Source organism: Pseudonocardia adelaidensis (genome assembly GCF_039543345.1).
Lineage (GTDB): Bacteria > Actinomycetota > Actinomycetes > Mycobacteriales > Pseudonocardiaceae > Pseudonocardia > Pseudonocardia adelaidensis.
Window position 1 is genome coordinate 93,715 of record NZ_BAABJO010000012.1, and the last position, 22,738, is coordinate 116,452.

The following is a 22,738-nucleotide window of genomic DNA, read 5'->3' on the forward strand; positions in this document are numbered from 1 at the left end:
CGTAGACATCGGATGTCTACGGGTCAAGGCGTCTCCGACCGCCGGTCGCCGTCAGCACCGCGGCGGCGAGCACGAAGCCGGCCCCGAGCGGGCCGACCGCGCTCCCGCCCCAGCCGTCGACGGCGGCGGCGGAGACGGCCAGGTGGGCCGCGGACTGGTACAGCGACGTGAGCACCGGCCCGGCACCGGGTGCGAGCGCGATGAGGAGCTGCTGCATCGGGACCGTGACCCCGAAGGACAGCACCCCGCTCACCGCCACCACCGCAGCGGCCACCGCAGCGACTCCTGCAGTAGCGGGAGGGCGGTGAACACCACGGCGAGAGCCACGGTGACCGACACGATCACCCGTCGCGGTCCGAACCGGTCGGCGAGCGACCCGGCGGACAGGTTGCCGACCGCGCTCCCAGCCCGAACACCAGCAGCAGGCCGGCAAGGCGCGTTCCGCTGCCGCCGGTGGACGGCGCGTACGCCGCGCTGAAGTAGGTGTAGGGGATGAAGATTCCCAGGAACGCGACGAACGTGCACGCCAGCAGCCCGCGCACCCGGCCGTCCGCCAACGTCCCGGCCGCGAGTACGACCGCGTGCGAGCGCCGGCGCGCGTCGGGCGGCGAGTCGAGCATGTCCGTCTCCTCAAGTCGGTACCGACCAGTACCGTCTCCGGCGAGAGAGTACCGATCGGTTCCATCTGGGTCCAGACCGGCTACCGTGTGGCCATGCCGGCACACGCCCGCGAGCGCCTGGTCGCGGCCGCGGAGGAGCTGTTCTACGAGGAGGGCATCCGGGCGGTCGGCGTCGAGCGCCTGCTGGCCGTCTCCGGGGTCGGCCGGGCGTCGTTCTACCGGCATTTCCCCAGCAAGGACGACCTGATCCTGACCATGCTCCGGGGCTACGACGAGCGCTTCCGCGAGTGGCTCGCGGCGGCCGTCGCGGAGGCGGGCGACGACCCGGCCGCGCTGTTCGACGCCCTCGCCGACCGCTTCGACCGGTCCGCGCTCCGGGGGTGCGCCTCCATCCGCACGATGATCGAGTTCGTGGACCCGGGCCACCCGCTGCACCGCGCCGCCGTGGCGCACAAGGAGGCGGTCATCGCCGACCTCGACCGGTGGCTCGCAGCGGCCGGGCGCGCCGACCACGCCGAGCTCGCCGCGCAGTTCCTGCTGCTCATCGACGGCGCCATCGTCAGCGCCCTGCGCGAGCGCGGTGCGGCCCCGGCACAGCGGGCGAAGCGCATGGCGTCCGCGCTGCTCGCCGCGCAGGCGTGACCGTCCCCGCAGGCCGCGGGGTCGATCATCGAGCCGCGGGCAGGTAGGTTCCACCCCGGGACATCAGATCTTTCGACGACCTCGACCGTCTTGGAGCCGCGATGAAGCTCGCTCGCCTCGGACCCTCCGGAGCCGAGATCCCGGCACTCGTCACCGACAGCGGGACCTACGACCTGCGCGGGCTCGCCCGCGACATCGACGGTGGCTTCCTCGCCAGAGGCGGCCTGGCCGACGTGCGCGCGGCCGCGGAGGCGGGCTCGCTGCCCGAGCTCGAGAGCGCGGCCGACCTGCGCGTCGGCTCGCCCGTCGCCCGGCCCGGCGCGGTGATCTGCATCGGGATGAACTACGCCGCCCACGCCGCCGAGTCCGGCGCCGCGCCGCCGGAGAACCCGGTGGTGTTCTTCAAGACGCCGAACACGGTCGGCGGGCCGGACGACGACGTCGCGATGCCGCCGAGCGAGAACGCCAAGGTCGACTGGGAGGTCGAGCTCGGCCTCGTGATCGGCAGCACCGCCGCCTACCTCGAGTCGCCCGAGCAGAGCCTCGCCCACGTCGCCGGGTTCGTGGTGGCCGACGACCTGTCGGAGCGCTACGCCCAGATCGAGATCTCGGGCGGGCAGTGGAGCAAGGGCAAGTGCGCGCCCGGGTTCTGCCCGACCGGGCCGTGGCTCGTGACGCCGGACGAGGTGGAGCACGGCAACCTGCGCCTGCGCAGCTGGGTGAACGGCGAGCCGCGGCAGGACTCCACCACGAAGGACATGATCTTCGACGTCGAGTTCCTCGTCTGGCACCTGTCCCAGCACATGACCCTCGAGCCGGGCGACCTGGTGATCACCGGCACCCCGCAGGGCGTCGGCCTCTCCGGGAAGTTCCCGTTCCTGAAGGCGGGCGACGTGGTGGAGATGGAGATCGAGGGCCTGGGCCGCCAGCGCCACACGATGGTGGAGGGCCGCTGATGGCGGGGGACTTCGACGGGCTGGTCGCGGCCGTCACGGGTGGGGCGTCCGGGATCGGGGCGGCGATCGCTCGGCGGCTGATGGCAGACGGTGCGCGCGTCGCCGTGCTCGACCGGGACGTGAGCAACGCGCCCGAGGGCACCCTCGCCGTGCAGGCCGACGTCACCGACGACGCCTCGGTGCGCGCCGCGGTGGATCGCGTGCTGCAGGAGTGGGACCGCCTCGACGTACTGGTGAACAACGCCGGGATCGGGTCGCAGGGCACCGTCGCGGACAACCCGGACGACGAGTGGCACCGGGTGCTGGACGTCAACCTGCTCGGGATGGTCCGCGCCACCCGGGCGGCCCTCCCGGCGCTGCGGCGCTCCCCGTCCGCGGCGATCGTCAACACGGGGTCGATCGCGGCCACGGCCGGCCTCCCGCAGCGGGCCGTCTACAGCGCCAGCAAGGGCGCCGTGCACGCCCTCACCAGGGCGATGGCGGCCGACCACCTCGCCGAGGGCATCCGGGTCTGCGCCGTGGCGCCGGGCACCGCCGACACCCCGTGGGTCGGGCGGCTGCTGGAACGGGCCGACGACCCGGCGGCCGAGCGCGCCGCACTGGAGGCGCGCCAGCCGCACGGGCGGCTCGTGTCGGCCGACGAGGTGGCGGGCGCGGTGGCCTACCTGGCCGGCCCCCGCTCGACGTCGACCACCGGCATCGTGCTCGCCGTGGACGGCGGGATGCAGGAGCTGCGGCTGCGCCCGAAGTCGTAGCCGACCCGCCGGGATGCTCGCACACCAACTCCGGCGCTCGCACAGCAACTGCAGTTGGTGTGTCAGCGCGCGAGTTGGTGTGTGAGCGGGCTGGGGGCGTCGGCGGAGGGGTGCAGCTCCGGGCGGAAGCCGTTCCGCAGCGCGAGCACCGATGTCGGCGGGGTCAGGACGGCCAGCTCCTCCGCCGGACGGGGGACCGGGTCGGACCAGCCCGCGAAGGAGAAGGCGAGCAGCCGATCGCCGCTGACCAGCCGGGGAACGCCGTGCAGCACCACCACGGCACCGTCGGGGAGGTCCCGCGCCGGAGCGGTCCACGTGCGGCGGTCGGCGGCACGGGTGAGGCCCCGGCCTGGGCGGAGGCGCTCCGCCCGCAGGCGCCGGTTGAGGTCCCCGGCCCGCACCGGGCGGCCGATGGCGTCGGCCACCGCATCGCGGTACGAGCGGTAGGCGGCGAAACGGCACTCGCCGCACGGCCGGTGCCCCGCCGCCAGCGCCACGGCGTCGTCCAGGAAGAAGACCGGGGTCCACCGCCCCGGGCGGGCCAGTCCCACCCGGCGTCCGCGGAACGCCGTGACGCAGGTGATCCACAGATCGCCGCGGTGGTGGCGGACGACGTTCCCCGCGTCGTCGACCAGACACCCGCGGTTCCCGGTGAACCTCCCCCGGTCGGGCACGGCGTGCAGGTCGCCGAACGGGTCGACCCGGTTCCGGCGCGGCGTGCTCACCCGCGATCAGACGGTGACATCCACGCTCCCGTTCGCCGCAGTGTGGAGTACGGGCTCCGCGGCCAGCAGCTCGTCGAGGCGGCGGGCGACCGCGTCGATGCCGAAGTTCTCCCCGGCGACCCTCTCGTTGTGGTCGAGCAGGGCGGGGTCCGGGTCGGCCAGCCACGCGCCGAGCTGTGCCGGGTCGTCGACTGGGAACCAGCGGAAGCCGAAGGCGCGCAGCTCGACCGCCACCGGGAAGTCGGCCACCACGACGGGCCTGCGGTGCAGCGCAGCCTCGATCAAGGGGAGGCCGAACCCCTCCCACGACGACGGCAGCACGACCGCGTCGCACGCGGCGTAGGCCGCCGCCATGCCCACACCGCCGGGGAGCCTGCGGCGGACCGGCACCCGGGCGCTCGCCAACAGCCGGGCGAGCTCCTCGCCGAACCCGTCCTCGGCCGGGCCGGTGAGCCAGAACGTGGCCCCGAGCGCCTCCGCGACCGCGAGGCCGGCGGCGACGTTCTTGCGCGGGATCGCCCGGGTCGGCTGCAGGAGCAGCAGCCGGGTGTCCACGCCGAGCGCGGCCCGGGTGGGCTCCCGTGCCTGCGGGCAGCGCTCCTCGGAGAAGCCGTGGTAGATCGTGGTGGCGGCGATCCCGCGGCGTTCGGCGAGCGCACGGCGGGCGAGCTCGTTGACGGTGACGTGGCGCCACGCCGGGTCGTCCGGCGGCCACGTGGTGACGGCGGCGTACCGCTCGCGTTCCCAGGGCAGGTCGTGGTGCCGCAGGACGGCGGGGCGCCCGCGCAGGTACCGCGCCACCGCATCGCCTGCCGCCATGTTCATGGGCAGCGAGCAGATGTTGTCGGCGACCACGACGTCGGCGTCGTCCAGCGCCGCCGCCAACGCGCGCGGTGGCGGCGGGTGGGTCGCGTCGAGGGCGAGACCGGGGACCCGCACGTCGGGATCGCCGTCGCCCGCGACGGTGCGCACCCGCATCCCGAGGCGGTGCAGCGCCGCCGCCCACTGCGCCGCCGCCACCGACACGCCGTCGGCGGTGCCCAAGCGGTAGGAGACGATCGCCGCCTGCTTCCCGGACAGGTTCGCCATCACCTGATCGTCTCCGTTCTCCGTCACGACCACGTGTACGGGCGGTTGCGCGCCCGGGGAGATCAGGCGCGGGGGAGGCGTCCCATCAGGAAGAACTCCGGGTTCGGCCGCAGCGCCGTCAGGTGGGCGAGCCGGTTGGACATCGCGAACAGCGCCGTGATGGCCCCGACGTCCCAGATCTCGTCGTCGGAGAGACCGGCATCCCGCGCGGCGTCGAGGTCGGCCTCGGTGAGGGAGGCCGAGTCGGTGGCCACGAGCAGGGCCAGGTCCACGATCGCCCGCTCGCGCGCGCTCAGCTCGACGCCCCAGGGGTTGCTCGCCACCCGGTCGGCGATCTCCGGATCCTTCGTGCGGATCCGCAGGATGGCGCCGTGGGCGACGATGCAGTAGGTGCAGTGGTTCGCACCCGACGTCGCGACGACCACCAGCTCGCGCTCGGCGCGGCTCAGCCCGTCGTCGGAGTCCATCAGCGCGTCGTGGTAGTCCAGGAAGGCCCGCAGTTCCGCGGGCCTGCGGGCGAGTGCGCGGAACACGTTCGGCACGAAGCCCGACTTCTCCGCCACGGCGCCCACGCGGGCGCGCAGATCGTCGGGCATGTCCTCCAGCTCGACGTGGCCGAACCGGCTCACGGGGACCGCTTCTGTCATGCCCAGACGCTAATACCCCGGGCTGTTCCCCTGATACCGCTCGACGCGGGGTCGCCGACCCGGGACGATGCGGACATGGCCGTGCCCGAGGAGATCCGCACGCGGCTGTCGCAATGGTGTGCGGCGCGCGTGCCGGCCGGGGAGCGCGACCAGCGCCAGATCGCCTACACGATCCACGGCAACGCGATCACGATCCTCGATCGCAGGCCGCCCGCCTACCCGGAGCTCGGCCCCGCCTGGTCGGCCACCCCGATGGCGCGCCTGGTGCGCAAGCCCGACGGCTGGCAGCTGGACCGCCCGGCCGGCCGCGGTGAGTGGCGGCCCGACGCCACCGGGAGCGACCCGATCGAGCTGCTGGAACGCGTCCGCGCCTGAGGGCACCGGGAGTCAGGCCGTGTGCCCGATGCGGGCCGCCGCCCGGGGCGGGGCGGCGTTGAACGGCACGACCCGGCCCCCAGCCGTGCGACCCCGGATCACGAGGGCCGAGGCACGCTGCAGCACGCTGAGCAGGGTGGGGCTCTCGCCCCGGGTGTCCCCCGGCCCGACCACCGCGACGATCCGGGGCGCCACGGCACTCAACAGCAGCCGCTCCACGCCGAGGCCGCCCGCACCGAGCACGAGCACGACGTCGGCGCTGTCGGGCGGTGGGAGCGTGGACAGCAGCGGTTCCACCGGTACGAACGACACGAACCCGAGGGCCGTGGGCGTGGTCTCGCCGAGTGCCGCCCACGCGGCGGCGAGGCGTGGGGCACCCTCCTCGAGGCGTTGCAGCAACATCACGCGCAGCTGATCGTCGTGCTGCTCCCGGCGAGCGGCGCCGAGCGCGTCGACGGCGGCCCGGTAGTCGGCGGCAGCGCGCTCGCGCAACGCGACGACCGCTCGATCGTGCTCCGGGGCCATCGCGGTGGCCGGGCTGAGCGCGGCGAGCGCGTCGGCCAGCGCGTCGAGCCGGCGGGCGGCGTCGACGCCCGATCCGTGCACGGCGAACTCCAGGACGCCCTTCGCGATCTCCTGGGCGGTGGCGACGTCGGGTGCCGACAGCGGCGAGTCGGCGGCGAGGAACAGCACGTCGTGGCGGAGGGCGCTCACGGAGCGGGCCGCGGTGGCCACCCGACCCAGCCCGCCGGCGATCTCGGCGAGCTCGTTCTCGTCGCCGGGCACCGGCACGCCGAGCTCGGCGCACGCGGCGTCGACGCGGGCCTGGCGCTCGACGAGCTCGAGGTACTCGATCACGCGGTCGATGTCGTCCTCGGTCTCGGGTGGCTGGGTGCCGACCCGGGCCACGTCGAGCACCGCCTGGACGTCACGCTGGGCGGCCGACCTGAAGTACGAGCGCGAGCGGCCGCCCGCGGCGAGGAAGCCGCGGTACCGGACCAGCGCCTCCACCGCGTCCGGCGGAGGCGGTGCCGTGAACGACACCGGGGGAGCGGAACGGGTGCTGTCGAGAACCGCGATGACCCGTTCGGTGTCCTCGAGCATCTGGTCGAAGGCCGCCCGGTGCTGCCCGTAGATCAGCTCGGACAGCAGCCGCCACGCCCACTCGTGCTCGGCGCGCGACGGCATCTCGGCGAGCGAGCGGTCCACGTTCTCCGCCACGGCCGTGACGGCCGCGCGGCGGTCCTCGTCGAGGTCGGCGAGGAGCGTGGGCAGCATCCACTCGCCGTCGCCCGCCGCTTCGGAACCCGCGGCGAGCGCGCACAGCTGCGCGACCTCGGTGGGATCCGGAAGGGCCGACTCGGACGGGAGCAGTTGCTCACCACGGGCGCGACGCTCCGGTGTGGACGTGGCCAGCAGGCGCCTCAGCTCGCGGAGCTCCGTGGGCGGCAGCGCGGGCAGGTGGGGGAGGGCGCGGTCGACGACCTCGGGCGGCAGCGCGTCGCGGACGGCGGCGAGGTCGGCGGCCACGGCACCCGTGACGACCACGCGCCGTCCGTCGGCGAGCAGGGCGGCTACGGCGCGGGCGGTGGCCTGCGCGTCGAAGTCCTCGAGGACGACCAGCGTGTTGTCGCGAACGGCCGAGACCAGCGATGCCGTGTCCTCCACCGGCGTGCGGGGCGATGGGGGGAGCTCGGCGACGGAGGCGGCGAGCGCCTCGGCGAGCCTGCGCACACCCGGCGGGGTGGCGCCTGCCGCGATCGCGTGGTGGATCTGCGTCTGAGCGTCCGTGGTGGACCTGTCCGTTCCCGCCGCCGCGAGACGGTCGACGAAGACGGCGAGGTCGTGGGCCTCATCACGCTGGTCCGCCGTTCCGACTTCGAGCACGTCGTCACCTCCGCTGTCACCGGCCGGGCGGTGGTCACCCTGGTATCGCAGGCGCGTCCGAATGTCGCACCTGTGGGTCACGGCCGACAGCGTTCGGCGGCCGCCGAGCGCCGGAACGGCCGCTTGCGGCGGCGTCCGGCCACCCGATCAGGGCATGGACGACCGGACCGGACGCAGGCGGTGAACCTGAACGATTAAGGCATGTGAACGATGCGGTATGTGTCGACGAACGGTGATTTCAACGCGGTGAACGGTCGATTGCGTCAGGATGACGCGCCCGGCGGACGGCGGGTGCGGAGATGGACTACGGCGAGGCACGCGACCGTGACCGGGATCCAGGCGAACTGGGCCCAGTAGAAGAACGGCACGCCCGCGAGGCGCGGCTCGACGGAGTTGAACCACGGCGTCACGAGCGTGAGGAAGGGCACGAGCAGGAGCAGGCGCCATCGACTCACGCCGGCCATGGTAGGAGCCACGACGCGCGAACGGCCCGTTCGTCCGCTGGGTGCAGACGAACGGGCCGTTCGTACCCCGGGTCCGGCTTACGCGCCGAGGCGGAGCTTCAGCGCCTCCAGCTCGTCCCGCATCGCGGTGGGCAGGCGGTCGCCGACCTTCGCGAACCACTCCTCGATGAGCGGGATCTCCGCCTTCCACTCCTCCTGGTCGACGGCGAGCGCCGCCTCGATGTCGGCAGCGCTCACGTCGAGGCCGTCGAGGTCGAGCGCGTCCGCGGTGGGGACGTAGCCGATCGCGGTCTCGGTGGCGGCTGCGGTGCCCTCGATCCGCTCGACGGCCCACTTCAGCACGCGCGAGTTCTCACCGAAGCCGGGCCACAGGAAGCGGCCGTCCTCGCCGCGGCGGAACCAGTTGACGTAGAAGATCCGCGGCAGCTTGCCGGCATCGGCCCCCTTGCCGACGTTCACCCAGTGCTGGAAGTACTCGCCCACGTTGTAGCCGAGGAAGGGCAGCATCGCCATCGGGTCGCGCCGCACCTGACCCTTCCCGCCCTTGGCCGCGGCCGTCATCTCGCTCGACATGGTGGCGCCCATGAACGTGCCGTGCTGCCAGTCCCGCGACTCGGTGATCAGCGGGACGGTGGTCTTGCGGCGGCCACCGAAGAGGATCGCGGAGATCGGCACGCCCTTCGGGTCGTTCCACTCGGGCGCCACGACGGGGCACTGCGAGATCGGCGTGGTGTAGCGCGAGTTGGGGTGGGCGGCCGGCTTGTCCGAGTCCGGGGTCCAGTCCTCGCCCAGCCACGACGTGAGGTGCTGCGGCTCGCCCTCGAGGCCCTCCCACCACACGTCGCCGTCGTCGGTGAGCGCGACGTTCGTGAAGAGCGAGTTGCCCTTTTCGATCGTCCGCATCGCGTTCGGATTGGTCTTCCAGTTCGTGCCCGGCGCCACGCCGAAGAAACCGAACTCGGGGTTCACCGCGTAGAGGCGCCCGTCCTTGCCGAAACGCATCCACGCGATGTCGTCGCCGATGGTCTCGGCCCGCCACCCGGGCACCGTCGGCTGCAACATCGCCAGGTTCGTCTTGCCGCAGGCCGACGGGAAGGCGGCCGCGACGTAGTACGCCTTCTCCTCCGGCGAGATCAGCTTGAGGATCAACATGTGCTCGGCCAGCCAGCCCTCGTCGTGGGCGATGGCGGAGGCGATCCGCAGCGCGTAGCACTTCTTGCCCAGCAGCGCGTTGCCGCCGTAACCGGAGCCGAAGCTCCAGATCTCCCGCGTCTCCGGGAAGTGGCTGATGTACTTGGTGTCGTTGCAGGGCCACGGCACGTCCTGCTCACCCGGCTCGAGCGGGGCACCGACGGAGTGCAGACCCTTGACGAACGAGTCGCCGCGGTCGGCGAAGAGCGGCAGCACCGACGCGCCCATCCTGGTCATGATCCGCATCGAGACGACCACGTACTCCGAGTCGGTGATCTCGATTCCCAGCATGGGGATCTCGGCGTCGGTCGGCCCCATGCAGAACGGGATGACGAACATCGTGCGGCCGCGCATGCACCCGCGGTAGAGATCCGTCATCGTGCTCTTCATCTCCGCCGGGGCCATCCAGTTGTTGGTGGGGCCCGCGCCGTGCTGATCCTCGGTGCAGATGAAGGTCCGCTCCTCGACCCGCGCGACGTCGTCGGGGTCGGAGGCAGCCCAGAACGAATTCGGTTTCTTCGATTCGTCGAGCTTCACGAAGGTGCCCGCCCCGACGAGCTGCGACGTCATGCGGTCCCACTCCTCGTCGGAGCCGTCGCACCACACGACGCGGTCCGGCGTGGTGAGCTCCGCGACCTCACGCACCCAGGACAGCAGCTCAGCGTTCGCGGTGGGCGCTCCGTCGATCCCCGGCACGGTCATCGCAGTCATATCGTCCTCGCTCCTCGCCGGCTTCCCGGTCCTGGAAATGCTGCGCACACCCGACCCTGATTCGGGTGGGTGTGCTCTAGAGAGATGGGTCTCGACGGTACCTGCGGACACCTATTCCCTGCACGGCGAGTGCCTGTCGGCTCACTCACAGGACCGATCAGGTAATCGATTCAGAAGAATCGAAAGCGCTTTCCTCCCGATTGGCTTCCCGAGGCGTAGCCAGGCGCCGCCGGGGGTACCCGCCCGCTGTGAGCGCCCACACCCGACCGGCCCCCATCGCCGTGGACGGCACCGCCTCGGGCGCGTAGTGTTTTGAACACGTTCAAAAGCCGGGGAGGGCCCGATGGCCGCCGAGATGACCCAGTACATCGTCCTGCTCGCCGTGTCGGTGGCACTGACGTTCGTCGTGGGGAGGCTCCTCGTCCGGGCGGGCGAGCCCTTCCTGCAGGAGGTGTTCCACGACGAGAAGGTCACGCGATCGGTCAACCTGCTGCTCTCGGTGCTGTTCCACCTGGTCACCCTGGGGGTGCTGGCGATCATCTCGGTCAGTGACGTGACCGGTGACAATGCGCTCCAGACCTTCGTCGTGAAGCTCGGCGTGGTGCTGCTGACGCTCGGCATCGCCTACGGCATCTCGATGCTCGTGCTCATCCGGGTGCGCGAGCGCAGGCGGGCCGCCGAGATCTCCGAGCACGTCCAGGAGCGCCTCGCCGACCGCGGGATCGGTGAGCCCGGGCACCAGTGACCACGGCTCCCGGTAGCACCCGCGACGCGATCGTCAGCGCCGCACTGGAGCTGTTCCGCGAGCGCGGGTTCGACGGCACCACGATGCGTGCCGTCGCCGACCGCGCCGGCGTGTCCGTCGGCAACGCGTACTACTACTTCTCCTCGAAGGACGAGCTGGTCCAGGGCTTCTACGACCAGCTCGTCGCCGAGCACCGCGCGCTCGCACTCCCCGAGCTGACCGGGCACGCCGACCTCGCCGACCGGCTCCGCATCGCGCTCAACGCGTGGATCACCGCCGCCGAGCCGTACCGCGAGTTCGCGGGCCGCTTCTTCGCGGTGGCCGCCCAGCCGGGCAACCCGTTGTCGCCGTTCAGCCCGGACTCGGGCCCGGCCCGCGCGGCCGCCGTGGACCTCTACCGCGAGGTGCTCTCGGGCGCCCGGGTCGACCCCGATCCCGAGCTGGCGCGCGAGCTGCCCGAGCTGCTGTGGCTGCAGCACCTCGGGATCGTGTTGTTCTGGGTGCACGACACCTCCGCGGACGCCGCCCGCACCCGCCTGCTCGTGGACCGCACGGTGCCGATCGTCGCGCGGCTCGTCCGGCTCTCGCGGCTGCCGGTGCTGCGCCCGCTCGGTCGCCAGGTCGTCGACCTGGTCCGGTTGCTCAAGGGCTGACGCATGCGGCTGCCCTCGCCCTGCCTCGTCGTGCTGGCGGGCCCGGTCGCGTCCGGCAAGTCGACGTGGGCGGCGCAGCACTTCCCGCCGGATGCGATCGTCTCGGGCGACCGGCTGCGCGCGCTGGTCGGCGCGGGGGAGGACGACATCGCGGCGAGCGCCGACGCGTTCGCCCTCCTCGACGAGGTCGTCGCACGGCGTACGGCACGCGGGTTGACCACGGTCGTCGACACCACCGGGCTCGACGCCCGACGCCGGGCGACCTGGCTGCGCATGGGCCGGGAACACGGGCTGGTGTGCGTCGCGGTCGCGTTCGACACGCCGGCCGGCGTCTGCCGGGCCCGCAACCGCGCCCGTCCCCACCCCGTGCCTGCCGCTGTGCTGACCGCACAGCTCAAGGCGTGGCCCGGGGTGCGCGACGCGCTGCCCGGCGAGGGGTTCGACCAGGTGCTCGCACCCGAGCCGGTGCGGGTGGTGCCCCCGGTCTTCCTGGAGTCGGCGACCATCGGGGAGCGTCCGCGGGAGAGCCGCGCCGGTCTCCGGTTCGCGCTGCACCTCGGCGAGTTCCGCGGTGGTGCCGGCGGGCTGCGGCACCGGCTGCGCGAGATCGCGGTGGCCGCCGAGGCCGCCGGGTTCGACGCGATCTACGTGATGGACCACTTCCGGCAGATCCCGCAGCTCGGCCGGCCCTGGGAGGACTTCCCCGAGAGCTTCACCACGCTCGCCTGGCTCGCCGCCTGCACCGAACGGGTCCGGCTCGGCACCCTCGTCACGGCCGTGACGCACCGCAACGTCGGACATCTCGCCAAGATCGTCGCCACCCTCGACGTGCTCAGCGGTGGCCGCGCCGTCTGCGGGCTCGGGCTCGGCTGGTTCGAGGCCGAGCACCGGGCGTACGGGTTCGGCTTCCCGCCGCGCGAGGAGCGGTACGCCCTGCTGGAGGACGCGCTCGCGGCGCTCCCGGTGCTGTGGGGCCCGGGCGCGAAGCCGTTCCGCGGGAAGGTGCTCGACCTGCCCGACACGTCCGGTTACCCGCGGCCGCTGCAGGAGCACGTGCCGATCGTGCTCGGCGGTGGGGGCGAACGGCGCACGCTGCCCCTCGCCGCCCGGTACGCCGACGTCGCCAACGTGCTCGGCGACCTGCCGTCCGTCGCGCGCAAGGCCGCGGTGCTGCGCGAGCAGTGCGCCCGCACCGGCCGCGACGTCGCGCTGTCGCACCTCACCACCGCGCTGGTCGGCCGGGATCCCGCCGAGGTGGCCGCCCTCGTGGAGGCACACCGGCCACGGGCCGTCGACGCGGGCCGGTTCGCCCAGCAGGTGCGCGCCGGCACCGTGGCCGACCAGGTCGGGCGGTTCCGCGAGCTCGCGGCGATCGGCGTGGCCGAGGTCGCGGTCCGCCTGCCCGACCTGCGCGACGCGGCCCCGGTGGCCCGCATGGCCGAGGTCATCGCGGCGTTCAAGGGGTGAGCACGAGACGCCCGCGCAACCGGCCCGCCGCCACCTTCCGGTACGCCGTCACCGCCTCCTCGATGGCGTGCACGCCGGCCACCCTCGTCCCGACGACCCCGGCCTCGACCAGGCCGACGATCCGCCGCAGCCGATCACCGTCGGCGCTGATGAGGACCGTGTGCACCCGGATTGCCCGCAACGGCGCGGGTCCCGGGGTGGCCACGAGGTGGGCGAACGCGCCGCCGTTGCGCACGGCCTCCTGTGCGCCGACCCCGACGAGCGCGGCGTCGACGACACCGTCCACCCCGCCGGGCACCAGCTCGCGCACCGCGGTGGGCAGGTCCGCGCCCCGGGGCACGACGTGCTGCGCCCCCAGCTCACGCACGATCCCCTCGTCCGCCGCGGCCGCGGCCGCCACGACGTCCAGCCCGCGGTGGCGGGCGAGCTGCACGGCGTACCCGCCGACGGCGCCGGCCGCACCCGTGACGAGCAGCGTTGCCCCGGCGGGGAGCGCCAGCGCGTCGAGCGCCTGGTCGGCGGTCAGAGCGTTCAGCGGGATCGTCGACGCCGCGACCGGATCGACGTCGCGCGGGGCGGGCGCCACCGCCGTCGAGTCGAGCACGACCTGCTCCGCGTGCGTCTTCAGCGGCCTTCCGATCAGGTCGGACAGGCCGATCACCGGGCTGCCGACGGGCAGGTCCACGCCGGGGCCGACGGCGGCGACCGTGCCGGCCACGTCCCAGCCCAGGCCGTACTGCTCGCGGGCCGCGGTGAGGCCGAGCCGCTGCAACGCGCCGCCCGCCGTCGCCACGTCGACCGGATTCACCGTGGCCGCAGCCACCGCGATCCGGACCTGTCCCGGCCCCGGCTCGGGAACGGGGGTCTCCATCAGCTCGATCGCATCCGGCCCGTCGAGCCGCCGGGCCACCAGTGCACGCATGGCTCGAGGATCGGACAGTTACTCTTCATCGGGAAGAAGGCACCTGGAAGTGCGTAGCACACGCGGAGGAGAGATGGCCACCCGCACCGCGAGCGAGCGCCGCGCGGAGGCGGCGCGGCGGTACGACGCCTACATCGCGTCCTGCCCGACCCGGCAGCTGCTGGACCGGATCAGCGACAAGTGGGTCACGCTCGTCCTGTCGGCGCTCGCCGACGGGCCGCAGCGGTACTCGGACCTGAGCAGGCGCATCGCCGGGGTGAGCCAGAAGATGCTCACCCAGACCCTGCGCTCGCTCGAGCGGGACGGGCTGGTCAGCCGGACCGTCACGCCGTCGGTACCGGTGCGGGTCGACTACACCCTCACCCCGCTCGGCGGCACGCTCATGCCGCTGCTGGCCCACATCAAGGAATGGGCCGAGCACCACATGGACGAGGTGGCCGCGGCCCGCGCCGGCCACGACGACGCCAGCGCCTCCGCGTCAGCCCGGTGAACACCGTCAGAGCGACGAGAACGAGCACGGCGGTGCCGGTCAGCGCGGCCACCCCGACCGCACCGCTGAACGCGGCCGTGGCCGAGGACAGCAGCTCGGCCGCCGGCGTCCCGGTGAGCCGCTGCGCCACGCCCACCGCTCCGCCCAGCGTCTCCCGGGCCGTCGTCGCGTAGGCCGGCCCGACGCTGCTCGGCACCTGGACGGCGCCGCGGTACACCGCGGACAGCACGCTGCCGAGTACCGCCGTGCCGAGGACGGCACCGATCTCGTACGCCGTCTCGGACACGGCCGATGCCGCGCCGGCGCGGTCGGTGGGTGCCGCGGCGAGGATGGCGTCGTTCGTGATCGTCTCCGAGAGCCCGATGCCGGCGCCGACCAGCACATTCGCCGCCACCAGCAGCGCGATGGCGGGACCGGCGTCCAGGAGCGTGCACAGCAGGTACCCGGACGCCGCCAGCAGCAGCCCGGCGGGCACCAGCGCACGCAGCGGGAACCGCCTGCCCAGCCGCGCGGCCGCCAGGCCCGCCAGCATCGTCACGACGAACCCGGGCAGCAGCACGAAACCCGCGTCCATCGGCGTCAGGCCGAGCACGAGCACGAGGAACTGCGCGGAGAAGAACAGCAGGCCGGTGAGGGCGAACATCGTGGTGGCGTTCGCCAGCGCCGAGAGCCGCAGCACCGGCGAGGTGAACAGCGTGACGTCGAGCAGCGGCTCCTCCCCCGCGGCCCGGCGGGCCTCGGCCCGGCGCACGAAGAGCACGCCGGCCGCGACCGCGACGAGGAGGGCGAGCGCGGCCGCCGGGGTGACTCCGTCGTGCGCGACGCTCTTCACCGCCAGCACGGCGGGCGCCATCGCGAGCAGCGAGAGCAGCACGCCGAGCGGGTCGAACCGGCCCGGGCGGGGCCTACGCGACTCCGGGAGCAGCGCGGGGGCGAGAACCAGCAGCACCATCATCACCGGCACGTTCACCAGGAACACCGAACCCCACCAGAAGTGCTCCAGGAGCAGGCCGCCGACGATCGGGCCGAGCGCCGAGCCCGCGGCGAACCCGGTGGCCCAGACCGCCACGGCGAACCGGCGCTGGGCGCGGTCCCGGAAGAGCGTGCGCAGGAGGGCGAGGGTGGTGGGCATCAGCATGGCGCCGAAGAACCCGAGCAGGGCGCGGGCGGCCACGAGGTGCGCGGCGTCCGTGGCGAAGGCCACCACGAGGGAGACCGCGCCGAAGCCCGCCACGCCGACCACGAGCGTGCGGCGCCTGCCGACCCGGTCACCGAGCGTGCCCATCGTCACCAGCAGGCCGGCGAGCACGAGCGGGTAGACGTCCACCAGCCACAGCAGCTGCGCCGCCGACGGCGAGAGCGCCGCGCTGATCGCCGGCAGGGCGAAGCCGAGCACGGTGTTGTCGATCGTGACCAGCAACGTGGGCAGGAGCAGCACGGCCAGCGCGCACCATTCGCGGCGGCCGGCGCGCGCAGAGCGGGGGGCGACGACGGTCAACGGAGTTCCTCGGGGGGTAGCGGTGTCTCGACTGTACCGTCTGGACGGTTTAGAACGCCTGGTCATTCCCGTGGCCGCCGACGGCCTAGACTCGCGAGGTGCCGAGCGCCCGCGACCGTGTGCTGGACGCCTACGAGACGTTGCTGATCGAGCACGGCGGTGCGGCCGTCACCCTGGACGCCGTCGTCGCGGCCGCCGGGGTCTCGAAGGGCGGGTTGCTCTACCACTTCGGGTCGAAGGAGGCGCTCGCCGCGGGGCTCCTCGACCGCCTGCGCGAGCGCAGTGCCGTCGACGCCGATGCGATCCGCACCGCACCCGACGGCGCCGTGGCCTACTACGTCCGCACCTCCGCCCCGGGTGGCGCCTCCCCCGGCGGTCTCACCCGCACCTACCTCGCGGTCCTCCGCCTGGCCGACAGCACCGCGGCCGGCAAAGCCGTCCGGGACGCGCTCGCGCGGGTCGACGCCGACGGGTTCGCCGCGCTGCTGGACGAGCTGCACGACCCGGTGCTCGCCTGGCTCGCCCAGCTCGTGGGCGACGGCCTGTACCTGCGCACGCTCACCGGCACCCCGCTGCCCCCGGGCCTGAGCGTCGACGACCTCCTGGACCGCATGCACCAGTACGCGCCACGCGAGGCGTAGGCCTGGACGGGGGCCGAGCTACCGCGGCGCCAGTCGCGGCACCACCTCGCGGAGCCACGGCATGTTCATGCTCTCCTGCACCACGCGGGCGAAGAGCCACAGCTGCACGCGTTCGCCGTCCAGGCCTGCCAGGTCGGCCATCCGCCCGGCGAGCGCGCGGGGGTCGGCGAGCAGGCGGTCGCGGCAGTTGAGGACGTGCTGCAGGACGTCGTAGGCCGGGTCGCCGACGTACGGCTTGGGATCGATGATCAGCCACGGCTCCCGCTGCGCCGCGAGCACGTTCTCCGCGTGCAGGTCGGTGACCAGCAGCCGGTGCGGGACGTCCTCGCGGGGCAGCCCGCGGAAGAGCTCCACGCCCGCGCGGGCGAGCCCGGGGTCGAGCGCGTCCGGCTCCGCAGCGAGGTCCGCCTCGAACTCGTCGGCCCACCAGTCGCACATGCCGGCGAGCGTGCGGAACGGGTGCCCGGGCGGCGGCTCGCGCCACAGCCGCCGCAGCAGGCCGGCCACGACCCCGTCCTGCTCCGGCTCGGCGAGCGCGTTCTTGCAGGTGGTGCCGGGCTCGCAGCGCTCCAGCAGGAGGGCCGTGGTCGGTCCGTCGACGTGCGTCTCGAACACCCGCACCGCACCCCGCCCGGCCCACACCCGCAGCCCGGCGGCCTCGTCCCGGCCCTCCTCGTGGGTCCAGCCGACCTTCAGCACGACGTCGCGCCCCGCGGCGTCCCGGGCGGGCGCCACCCACGAGACCTGACCCCCGGGCTGGAACGGCGCCCCGACGTCGAGCGCCCACCGCTCCACCAACCCACCCACGATCTCCGGGAGCCGGGAGACCCACTCCGTTCGCTCCGGCGAGCCCTCCTCGGCAACGGACCGGGCCAGTGCCGTGGGGAGCGGGAGGGACTGCACGGGATCCATCCTCCGGGCGGTGCCAAACGGATTGCCCGGCGACGGCCGGCGCGGCCACGATCCCCGCATGCTCCGGCCGCCGATCTCCGACCTGCGCGCCTACTACGCCGACCACTTCGCCCGAGGACGACCGGCTGCACGCCACCGCGCACGGCCGGCTGGAGTTCGAGCGCACGCAGGAGCTGCTGCGCCGGCACCTGCCGAACCCGCCCGCGCGGGTGCTCGACGTCGGCGGTGCCACCGGCGCCCACGCGCGCTGGCTCGCCGAGGACGGCTACGCGGTGCACGTGGTCGACCTCGTCCCCGAGCACGTCGCACTGGCCGGCGCGCTCCCGGGCGTGACAGCGGCCGTCGGCGACGCCACGCAGCTCACCGAACCCGACGGGCACGCGGATGCCACCCTGCTCCTCGGGCCGCTCTACCACCTCGTCGAGCGGGTCGACCGCGTTCGTGCCCTCCGGGAGGCGGCCCGGGTCACCGCGCCGGGTGGGGTCGTCGCTGCCGCCGCGATCAGCCGGCATGCCCCGCTCCTCGACTGGGGCGCCCGCGGCAAGATCGACGACGAGAACGAAGCGGTGCTGCGCGAGATCACCGCGAGCGGCCGGCACGACCCGCGGCTCGGGTTCACCACGGCCTACTTCCACCAGGTCGACGAGCTGGCGGACGAGATGCGCGAGGCCGGACTGCACGAGGTTCGCGTATGCGGCGTCGAGGGCCCGCTGGCTCTCGTGGTCATCGCGCTCGAACACGACGCGACGGCGGACCTGCTGCCCGCAGCCCTGCGGGTCGCGCGCCTGCTCGACGGAGACCCGGCGCTGGTCGCGGCGAGCCCACACCTCCTCGGCCTCGCCCGCGCCTGACCCGCCCACCGGCCACCGGACGAACGGCACGTTCGTCCGAACCTATCGGACCACAGTGCCGTTCGTGCAGGTCAGCGGCCCGAGACCACCGCCTCGCGGGCGATCACCGGCAGCGGGATGGGCAGCCGGTGGACGGTGACGTTCCAGTAGCGGGTGTCCGGATCACCGGCCCGCCACGCGTTGGCCAGGCGGGTGGTGGCGTCGGCGTCGGTGCGGCGGCGCGGGCGCGGGCGCATGCCGCAGCGCCTGCGCACCTCGCGGTCCAGCGCCCGCCACGCGTCGTCGGCCGTGCTGTGCACGCTGACGGTTGCGGGCTCGTCCGCGTCCCCGACGAGCAGGGTGTATGCGCTCACTACCTCGAACGACACTCCTCGCCCCTTCCCGGTCCTGCGACCCGGCGACGACGTCGGCGCTCTGTCGGGTTAGTCAACGGCACGGCGGGCGGTCCGGGTGCCGGTTGGGCCAGCGACGCGCCGACCGGTGCGCCGAGCGGGGCCGAACGGCTGTTCCCGCCGTGACGCAGGACACCTCCACTGGGCCGTTCGGGGCAGTTGCCGTTCGCCGACTACCGGCCGAGCGAGACCGACGACATGTTGAATTCCGGGACGCGGGCGGGCGGCATGGCCGTGCGCGTGAACCAGTCCTTCCACTCCCGGGGGATCGTGCGTTCCGTGGCGCCGACCTCCGTGGCGCGGCGCAGCACGTCGAGGGGCGAGTAGTTGAAGCGGAAGTTGTGGTCGACCTCGCCCACCACCTCGCCTCCCTCCACCAGGTAGACCCCGTCCCGGGTGAGACCGGTGAGCAGCAGGGTGGTGGGGTCCACCTCGCGGATGTACCAGAGGCAGGTGAGCAGCAGGCCGCGTTCGGTGCGGGCGACGAGGTCGGCGATGGAGTCGTCCGAGCCCCCGGTGAGGAGCAGGTTCTCGCCGGCAGGCGTGAACCGCGTGCCGAACTCCACCGCTTCGGCGCGCGAGTAGACCAGCTCGCCGATGACGCCCTCGCTCACCCACTCCGCGCGCCGCGTGGGCGCGCCGTTGTCGAAGACCGAGATGCCCTCGCCGGAGTGGCCCACGGTGAGGAACGGCTCGTACTCCAGCCCCGGTGCGGCGGGGTCGCTCGCGAGCGTGAGCGGCAGGGCGGTGAGCCGCTCCCCGACCCGCGGCCCGTCCGGACCGGCGAGCGCGCTGCGTCCCTCCTGCGCGGGGCGCCCCTCCATCGACCAGGCGAGGTACACCATCAGGTCCGCGACGGCCGACGGCGGCAACAGGGTCTCGTACCGGCCGGCAGGCAGCGTGACGCGCCGGTTGCTCCAGGCCAGCCGGCGGTCCGCCTCGGCGGCGAGCGCGCGCACATCCACGTCGGTGAAGTCGGCGGTGGACACCCCGGTCCACGCCGAGCCGGTGAGGTCGGCGGTCTTGGCGTTCAGCTCGACCGAGCCGGTGGGGTCCACCCAGCGCCTTCGGATGCCGGTGGAGGTGCCGAGCCACACCGTGGAGAGCTCGTGCGTGGCGAAGCCGTACTGCCGGTGCGGCCCCGCCAGGACGTCGGCGAGGCCCTCGGCGAACGCGCCGAACACGCCGATCGACGTCTCGGCGGCCGGCTCGTCCCACGCCGGGTCGTCGGCGGAGGGGTCGAGCAGCGGCGCGGCGTCCTTCGCCGGGCCCGCGTCCCGCGCCGACGCCTCGGCGGCCCGCACCAGGTCCTGCAGCTGGGACTCGTCGGTGACCGCGACGCTCGAGCTCACGACGCCCGCCGCGACACCGCCCTCGAGGGCGACGAACGCGATCACCGTGGTGCGGCGCGACGTGGTGAGCCCGTTCGTCGTCATCGTCGAGTTGGCCCACCGCAACGCCGCCTCGCTGGACTCGCGCACGAGCACGGCGCACCCGTGCAGGTGCCGCGCCGCGGCGATGGTGCGCTCGACGACCTCCTGGGCTCTCACCGGCCCTCCTCCTGCGTGTTCAGCACGTTGACGCCGCGGAACCGGGCGGCCGGGCACCCGTGGCTCACCGCCGCGACCTGTCCCGGCTGCGCCTTGCCGCAGTTCATCGCCCCGTGCAGCCGCCATGTCGACGGCCCGCCGATGGCGTCCATCGAACCCCAGAAGTCCGTGGTGGTGGCCTGGTAGGCCACGTCGCGCAGCTGCCCGGCGAGCTTCCCGCCCTCGATGCGGTAGAAGCGCTGGCCGGTGAACTGGAAGTTGTAGCGCTGCATGTCGATCGACCACGACTTGTCGCCCACGACGTAGATTCCCCGGTCGACCCCGGCGATCAGCTCATCGAGGCCGGTGTCCCGCCGCGGGTCGGGCTGCAGGGACACGTTCGCCATCCGCTGGATCGGCACGTGGTGGGGCGAGTCGGCGAACGCGCACCCGTTGCTGCGCTCGAGCCCCAGCCGTGGCGCGAACGTGCGGTCGAGCTGGTAGCCGACCAGAACGCCGTCGCGGACGAGGTCCCACTGGCCGGTGGCCACGCCGTCGTCGTCGTAGCCGACGGTGGCGAGGCCGTGCGGAACCGTCCGGTCACCGGTGACGTGCATGAGCTCCGAGCCGTAGCGCAGCCTGCCGAGCTGGTCGGGCGTGGCGAAGCTGGTGCCGGCGTACGCGGCCTCGTACCCGATGGCGCGGTCGTACTCCGTGGCGTGGCCGACCGACTCGTGGATGGTGAGCCACAGGTTCGTCGGGTCGATCACGAGGTCGTAGGCACCCGCCTGCACCGACGGCGCCTTGACCTTCTCGGCGAGCAGCTCGGGGATCCGCGCCAGCTCGTCGTCGAAGTCCCAGCCCCGCCCGGTGAGGTACTCCCAGCCACGACCGGCGGGCGGGGCGAGCGAGGCCATGGTCTCGAAGCCGCCCGCCGCGCGGTCGACCGCCGTGGCGACGATCGACGGCCCGATCCGCACGCGCTGCTGGACGGTGCTGGTGCCCGCCGTGTCGGCGTAGAACTTGTTCTCCCGGACCTGCAGGACGTCCGCGTGCACGTGGTCGACGCCCTCCGCGGCGAGCAGCCGGCCCGACCACTCCGCGAGCAGCGCGACCTTGTCGCGCACCGGCACGGTGAACGGGTCGACGTCGTAGGCCGAGACCCACTCCGCGCCGGCGTGCACGGGCTCGTCGGCCCGCACGACGCGCTCGACGGCCACCGGGGCGAGGACGCGCGCCACGTCGACCGCCCGCTCCGCGGTGGCCGCGGCCCGTTCCGGCGTGAGCTCGACGTGGGAGGCGAAGCCCCACACCCCGTCGACGATCACCCGCACCGCGAGGCCGATCGTGGTGGTGTCGCTGACCCCGGTGACGGAGCCGTCCCGCAGGTCGATCCCCTGCGACCGGATCCGCTCGACGCGCAGGTCGGCGTGCTGGGCGCCGAGCTCGCGCGCGCGGCTCAGCGCGGCATCGGCCAGCGCGGAGAGGGGGAGCGCGCGGAACTCGGGGTCGATGCGATCGGCGGGCACCGCACAAACCTACTGATCTCCCGGCCTACTGATCTCCCGGATCGTCGTGGTCCGGGAACCAGGCGTCCACGGCCTGCTCCCGGACGGTGGCGTCCGGCCCGATCCGCAGCACCTGGTCGGCGAAGCGGTCGCCGTCGAGGTCGATCGCGACCACGAGGTCGATCCCGTCCACGGTGACGGCGGTGTCCGGGGTGCCGTCGCCGTCGGTGTCGAACGCATCGTCGGGCACCCGACGGGGATCATCCACGGCTACCGACCTGGTCGGCGGCCAGCAACGCCAGCTCCCGGTCGACGGCGGCCCGCCTGCGCAGCACGGCCGCGTCCAGCGCCGCGGAGGCGGCGAGCTCGAGCTCGACGAGCCTGCGGTCGAGGTCGGCCTCGATGGCGGCGGCCGCCGCACCGACGATCTGCTCGACCCTGCGCTGCAGCCGCTGGCGTTCGGCCGCTAGCCACCGGACCCGTGCTGCGACGACGAGCGCGGCGAGGCCCACCCCCACGGCGAGCGGCGCGAGCGCCGGCCCGCCGAGCGCGGGCAACCCGGCGAGCGGGAGTGCCGCGAGCGGGAGCAGCGCGAGCCGCCCGAGCGCCGCGCCCTCGATCACCCCGGCGAGGAGCGGGGAGCCCGGAGGGGGATCCGGGGGCGGCGGCGGACCGGGCGCGCGCGGCGCCGGCAGGCGCGGCCAGCCGGGCTCCATGGCCAGCCCCCGCTCGGTGGCGATGCGACGCAGCGGCGGGCCCAGCTCGGCCGCCCAGCCCGCCGCGGCGGCCGCGGCGATCCCGGCCACCGCGGCCGCGACGCGCTCGGGCAGCCGTTCGCGGTCGGTGCGATCACCGCGCCGGACGTGCTCGGCGGCCTCGCGGCGCAGCCCGGCCAGCGCGGCGGCCGCGGCACCCGTGGCCGCGAGACGGCTCAGGGCCAGGCAGGTGCGCAGCTCACCCCGGTGGCCACCGGCGAGCCGTTCCCGCAGTGCGCGCAGCTCACGGCGGCGGGCCAGCACGGCGTCGGCGTAGCGGTCCGGCATGGCAGGCAGGCTGCCAGGCCGACAG

Annotated in this window: 26 protein-coding genes; 10 read left to right on the forward strand and 16 right to left on the reverse strand. The window is 73.9% G+C overall.

The window, feature by feature from the left end; translation table 11 throughout:
- Positions 1–16: 16 nt before the first annotated feature.
- Both ABEA81_RS17755 and ABEA81_RS17760 read right to left on the reverse strand, forming a co-directional pair.
- The gene (locus tag ABEA81_RS17755) at positions 17–274 is read right to left on the reverse strand and encodes a hypothetical protein (protein WP_345606245.1); all 258 of its coding nucleotides are present in this window, start codon (positions 272–274) and stop codon (positions 17–19) included.
- Between the two features lie 67 nt (positions 275–341).
- Entirely contained in the window at positions 342–620 is a 279-nt protein-coding gene (locus ABEA81_RS17760) for a hypothetical protein (RefSeq protein ID WP_345606247.1), read from the reverse strand.
- Between the two features lie 93 nt (positions 621–713).
- Between ABEA81_RS17760 and ABEA81_RS17765 the strand changes: the two genes are divergently transcribed.
- The 3 genes from ABEA81_RS17765 to ABEA81_RS17775 all read left to right on the forward strand — a co-directional run bounded on the left by ABEA81_RS17765 (position 714) and on the right by ABEA81_RS17775 (position 2,973).
- Positions 714–1,262, forward strand: a complete 549-nt coding sequence (locus tag ABEA81_RS17765; protein ID WP_345606248.1) for a TetR/AcrR family transcriptional regulator — start codon at positions 714–716, stop codon at positions 1,260–1,262.
- A 101-nt stretch (positions 1,263–1,363) separates the two neighbouring features.
- Positions 1,364–2,218 carry a fumarylacetoacetate hydrolase family protein gene (locus ABEA81_RS17770; RefSeq protein ID WP_345606249.1) on the forward strand — a complete coding sequence of 285 codons (855 nt, stop codon included), beginning with the start codon at positions 1,364–1,366 and terminating at the stop codon, positions 2,216–2,218.
- Entirely contained in the window at positions 2,218–2,973 is a 756-nt protein-coding gene (locus ABEA81_RS17775) for an SDR family NAD(P)-dependent oxidoreductase (protein WP_345606250.1), read from the forward strand. The genes ABEA81_RS17770 and ABEA81_RS17775 overlap by 1 nt, the downstream gene beginning before the upstream one ends.
- A gap of 62 nt (positions 2,974–3,035) precedes the next feature.
- Here the strand turns inward: ABEA81_RS17775 and ABEA81_RS17780 are convergent, their stop codons facing one another.
- From ABEA81_RS17780 to ABEA81_RS17790, 3 genes are all read right to left on the reverse strand, one after another.
- The gene (locus ABEA81_RS17780; protein ID WP_345606251.1) at positions 3,036–3,698 is read right to left on the reverse strand and encodes a hypothetical protein; all 663 of its coding nucleotides are present in this window, start codon (positions 3,696–3,698) and stop codon (positions 3,036–3,038) included.
- Between the two features lie 6 nt (positions 3,699–3,704).
- Positions 3,705–4,787, reverse strand: coding sequence for a glycosyltransferase (locus ABEA81_RS17785; protein ID WP_345606252.1), 1,083 nt, complete (start codon positions 4,785–4,787; stop codon positions 3,705–3,707).
- Between the two features lie 62 nt (positions 4,788–4,849).
- On the reverse strand, positions 4,850–5,434 hold the full coding sequence (locus tag ABEA81_RS17790) for a peroxidase-related enzyme (protein ID WP_345606253.1): 585 nt from the start codon (positions 5,432–5,434) through the stop codon (positions 4,850–4,852).
- A 75-nt stretch (positions 5,435–5,509) separates the two neighbouring features.
- On the opposite strand from ABEA81_RS17790, the gene ABEA81_RS17795 reads away from it, so the two are divergent.
- The gene (locus tag ABEA81_RS17795) at positions 5,510–5,809 is read left to right on the forward strand and encodes a DUF3024 domain-containing protein (protein WP_345606254.1); all 300 of its coding nucleotides are present in this window, start codon (positions 5,510–5,512) and stop codon (positions 5,807–5,809) included.
- Between the two features lie 12 nt (positions 5,810–5,821).
- Here ABEA81_RS17795 and ABEA81_RS17800 read toward each other — a convergent pair whose 3' ends face one another.
- From ABEA81_RS17800 to ABEA81_RS17810, 3 genes are all read right to left on the reverse strand, one after another.
- Positions 5,822–7,696 (reverse strand): hypothetical protein, encoded by a 1,875-nt coding sequence (locus ABEA81_RS17800; protein WP_345606255.1) that lies wholly within the window; start codon positions 7,694–7,696, stop codon positions 5,822–5,824.
- 263 nt (positions 7,697–7,959) lie between these two features.
- Entirely contained in the window at positions 7,960–8,151 is a 192-nt protein-coding gene (locus ABEA81_RS17805) for a DUF3311 domain-containing protein (RefSeq protein WP_345606256.1), read from the reverse strand.
- 87 nt (positions 8,152–8,238) lie between these two features.
- Positions 8,239–10,062 carry a phosphoenolpyruvate carboxykinase (GTP) gene (locus ABEA81_RS17810; protein ID WP_345606257.1) on the reverse strand — a complete coding sequence of 608 codons (1,824 nt, stop codon included), beginning with the start codon at positions 10,060–10,062 and terminating at the stop codon, positions 8,239–8,241.
- A 343-nt stretch (positions 10,063–10,405) separates the two neighbouring features.
- Here ABEA81_RS17810 and ABEA81_RS17815 point away from each other — a divergent pair, with 343 nt between their 5' ends.
- The 3 genes from ABEA81_RS17815 to ABEA81_RS17825 are packed head-to-tail and all read left to right on the forward strand — an operon-like array spanning position 10,406 to position 12,927.
- Positions 10,406–10,807, forward strand: a complete 402-nt coding sequence (locus ABEA81_RS17815; RefSeq protein ID WP_345606258.1) for a hypothetical protein — start codon at positions 10,406–10,408, stop codon at positions 10,805–10,807.
- Entirely contained in the window at positions 10,804–11,460 is a 657-nt protein-coding gene (locus ABEA81_RS17820; protein WP_345606259.1) for a TetR/AcrR family transcriptional regulator, read from the forward strand. Before ABEA81_RS17815 ends, ABEA81_RS17820 begins: the two co-directional genes overlap by 4 nt.
- A gap of 3 nt (positions 11,461–11,463) precedes the next feature.
- Complete coding sequence (locus ABEA81_RS17825) at positions 11,464–12,927, forward strand: LLM class flavin-dependent oxidoreductase (RefSeq protein ID WP_345606261.1); 1,464 nt, start codon at positions 11,464–11,466, stop codon at positions 12,925–12,927.
- Here ABEA81_RS17825 and ABEA81_RS17830 read toward each other — a convergent pair.
- The gene (locus tag ABEA81_RS17830; protein WP_345606262.1) at positions 12,917–13,849 is read right to left on the reverse strand and encodes an NADP-dependent oxidoreductase; all 933 of its coding nucleotides are present in this window, start codon (positions 13,847–13,849) and stop codon (positions 12,917–12,919) included. The two genes, ABEA81_RS17825 and ABEA81_RS17830, sit on opposite strands and share 11 nt — an antisense overlap.
- Positions 13,850–13,922: 73 nt before the next feature.
- On the opposite strand from ABEA81_RS17830, the gene ABEA81_RS17835 reads away from it, so the two are divergent.
- A complete protein-coding gene (locus ABEA81_RS17835) occupies positions 13,923–14,339 on the forward strand; it encodes a winged helix-turn-helix transcriptional regulator (RefSeq protein WP_345606263.1) in 417 nt (138 codons plus the stop codon).
- On the opposite strand, the gene ABEA81_RS17840 is transcribed toward ABEA81_RS17835, so the two are convergent.
- Positions 14,251–15,837, reverse strand: a complete 1,587-nt coding sequence (locus tag ABEA81_RS17840) for an MFS transporter (protein WP_345606264.1) — start codon at positions 15,835–15,837, stop codon at positions 14,251–14,253. The two genes, ABEA81_RS17835 and ABEA81_RS17840, sit on opposite strands and share 89 nt — an antisense overlap.
- A 98-nt stretch (positions 15,838–15,935) precedes the next feature.
- Between ABEA81_RS17840 and ABEA81_RS17845 the strand changes: the two genes are divergently transcribed.
- On the forward strand, positions 15,936–16,478 hold the full coding sequence (locus ABEA81_RS17845; RefSeq protein WP_345606265.1) for a TetR/AcrR family transcriptional regulator: 543 nt from the start codon (positions 15,936–15,938) through the stop codon (positions 16,476–16,478).
- 18 nt (positions 16,479–16,496) lie between these two features.
- Here the strand turns inward: ABEA81_RS17845 and ABEA81_RS17850 are convergent, their stop codons facing one another.
- A complete protein-coding gene (locus ABEA81_RS17850; RefSeq protein ID WP_345606266.1) occupies positions 16,497–17,381 on the reverse strand; it encodes an aminoglycoside phosphotransferase family protein in 885 nt (294 codons plus the stop codon).
- A 134-nt stretch (positions 17,382–17,515) separates the two neighbouring features.
- Here ABEA81_RS17850 and ABEA81_RS17855 point away from each other — a divergent pair, with 134 nt between their 5' ends.
- Positions 17,516–18,241 (forward strand): class I SAM-dependent methyltransferase, encoded by a 726-nt coding sequence (locus ABEA81_RS17855; RefSeq protein WP_345606408.1) that lies wholly within the window; start codon positions 17,516–17,518, stop codon positions 18,239–18,241.
- 71 nt (positions 18,242–18,312) lie between these two features.
- Here ABEA81_RS17855 and ABEA81_RS17860 read toward each other — a convergent pair whose 3' ends face one another.
- The 5 genes from ABEA81_RS17860 to ABEA81_RS17880 all read right to left on the reverse strand — a co-directional run bounded on the left by ABEA81_RS17860 (position 18,313) and on the right by ABEA81_RS17880 (position 22,713).
- A complete protein-coding gene (locus ABEA81_RS17860; protein WP_345606267.1) occupies positions 18,313–18,594 on the reverse strand; it encodes a hypothetical protein in 282 nt (93 codons plus the stop codon).
- A gap of 212 nt (positions 18,595–18,806) precedes the next feature.
- Positions 18,807–20,183, reverse strand: coding sequence for a metallopeptidase TldD-related protein (locus ABEA81_RS17865; protein WP_345606268.1), 1,377 nt, complete (start codon positions 20,181–20,183; stop codon positions 18,807–18,809).
- Positions 20,180–21,691 (reverse strand): TldD/PmbA family protein, encoded by a 1,512-nt coding sequence (locus ABEA81_RS17870; protein WP_345606269.1) that lies wholly within the window; start codon positions 21,689–21,691, stop codon positions 20,180–20,182. The genes ABEA81_RS17865 and ABEA81_RS17870 overlap by 4 nt, the downstream gene beginning before the upstream one ends.
- A 25-nt stretch (positions 21,692–21,716) precedes the next feature.
- Positions 21,717–21,938, reverse strand: coding sequence for a hypothetical protein (locus ABEA81_RS17875; protein WP_345606270.1), 222 nt, complete (start codon positions 21,936–21,938; stop codon positions 21,717–21,719).
- Positions 21,931–22,713: a hypothetical protein gene (locus ABEA81_RS17880; RefSeq protein WP_345606272.1), complete on the reverse strand. Its 783-nt coding sequence runs from the start codon at positions 22,711–22,713 to the stop codon at positions 21,931–21,933. Before ABEA81_RS17880 ends, ABEA81_RS17875 begins: the two co-directional genes overlap by 8 nt.
- Positions 22,714–22,738: the final 25 nt, after the last annotated feature.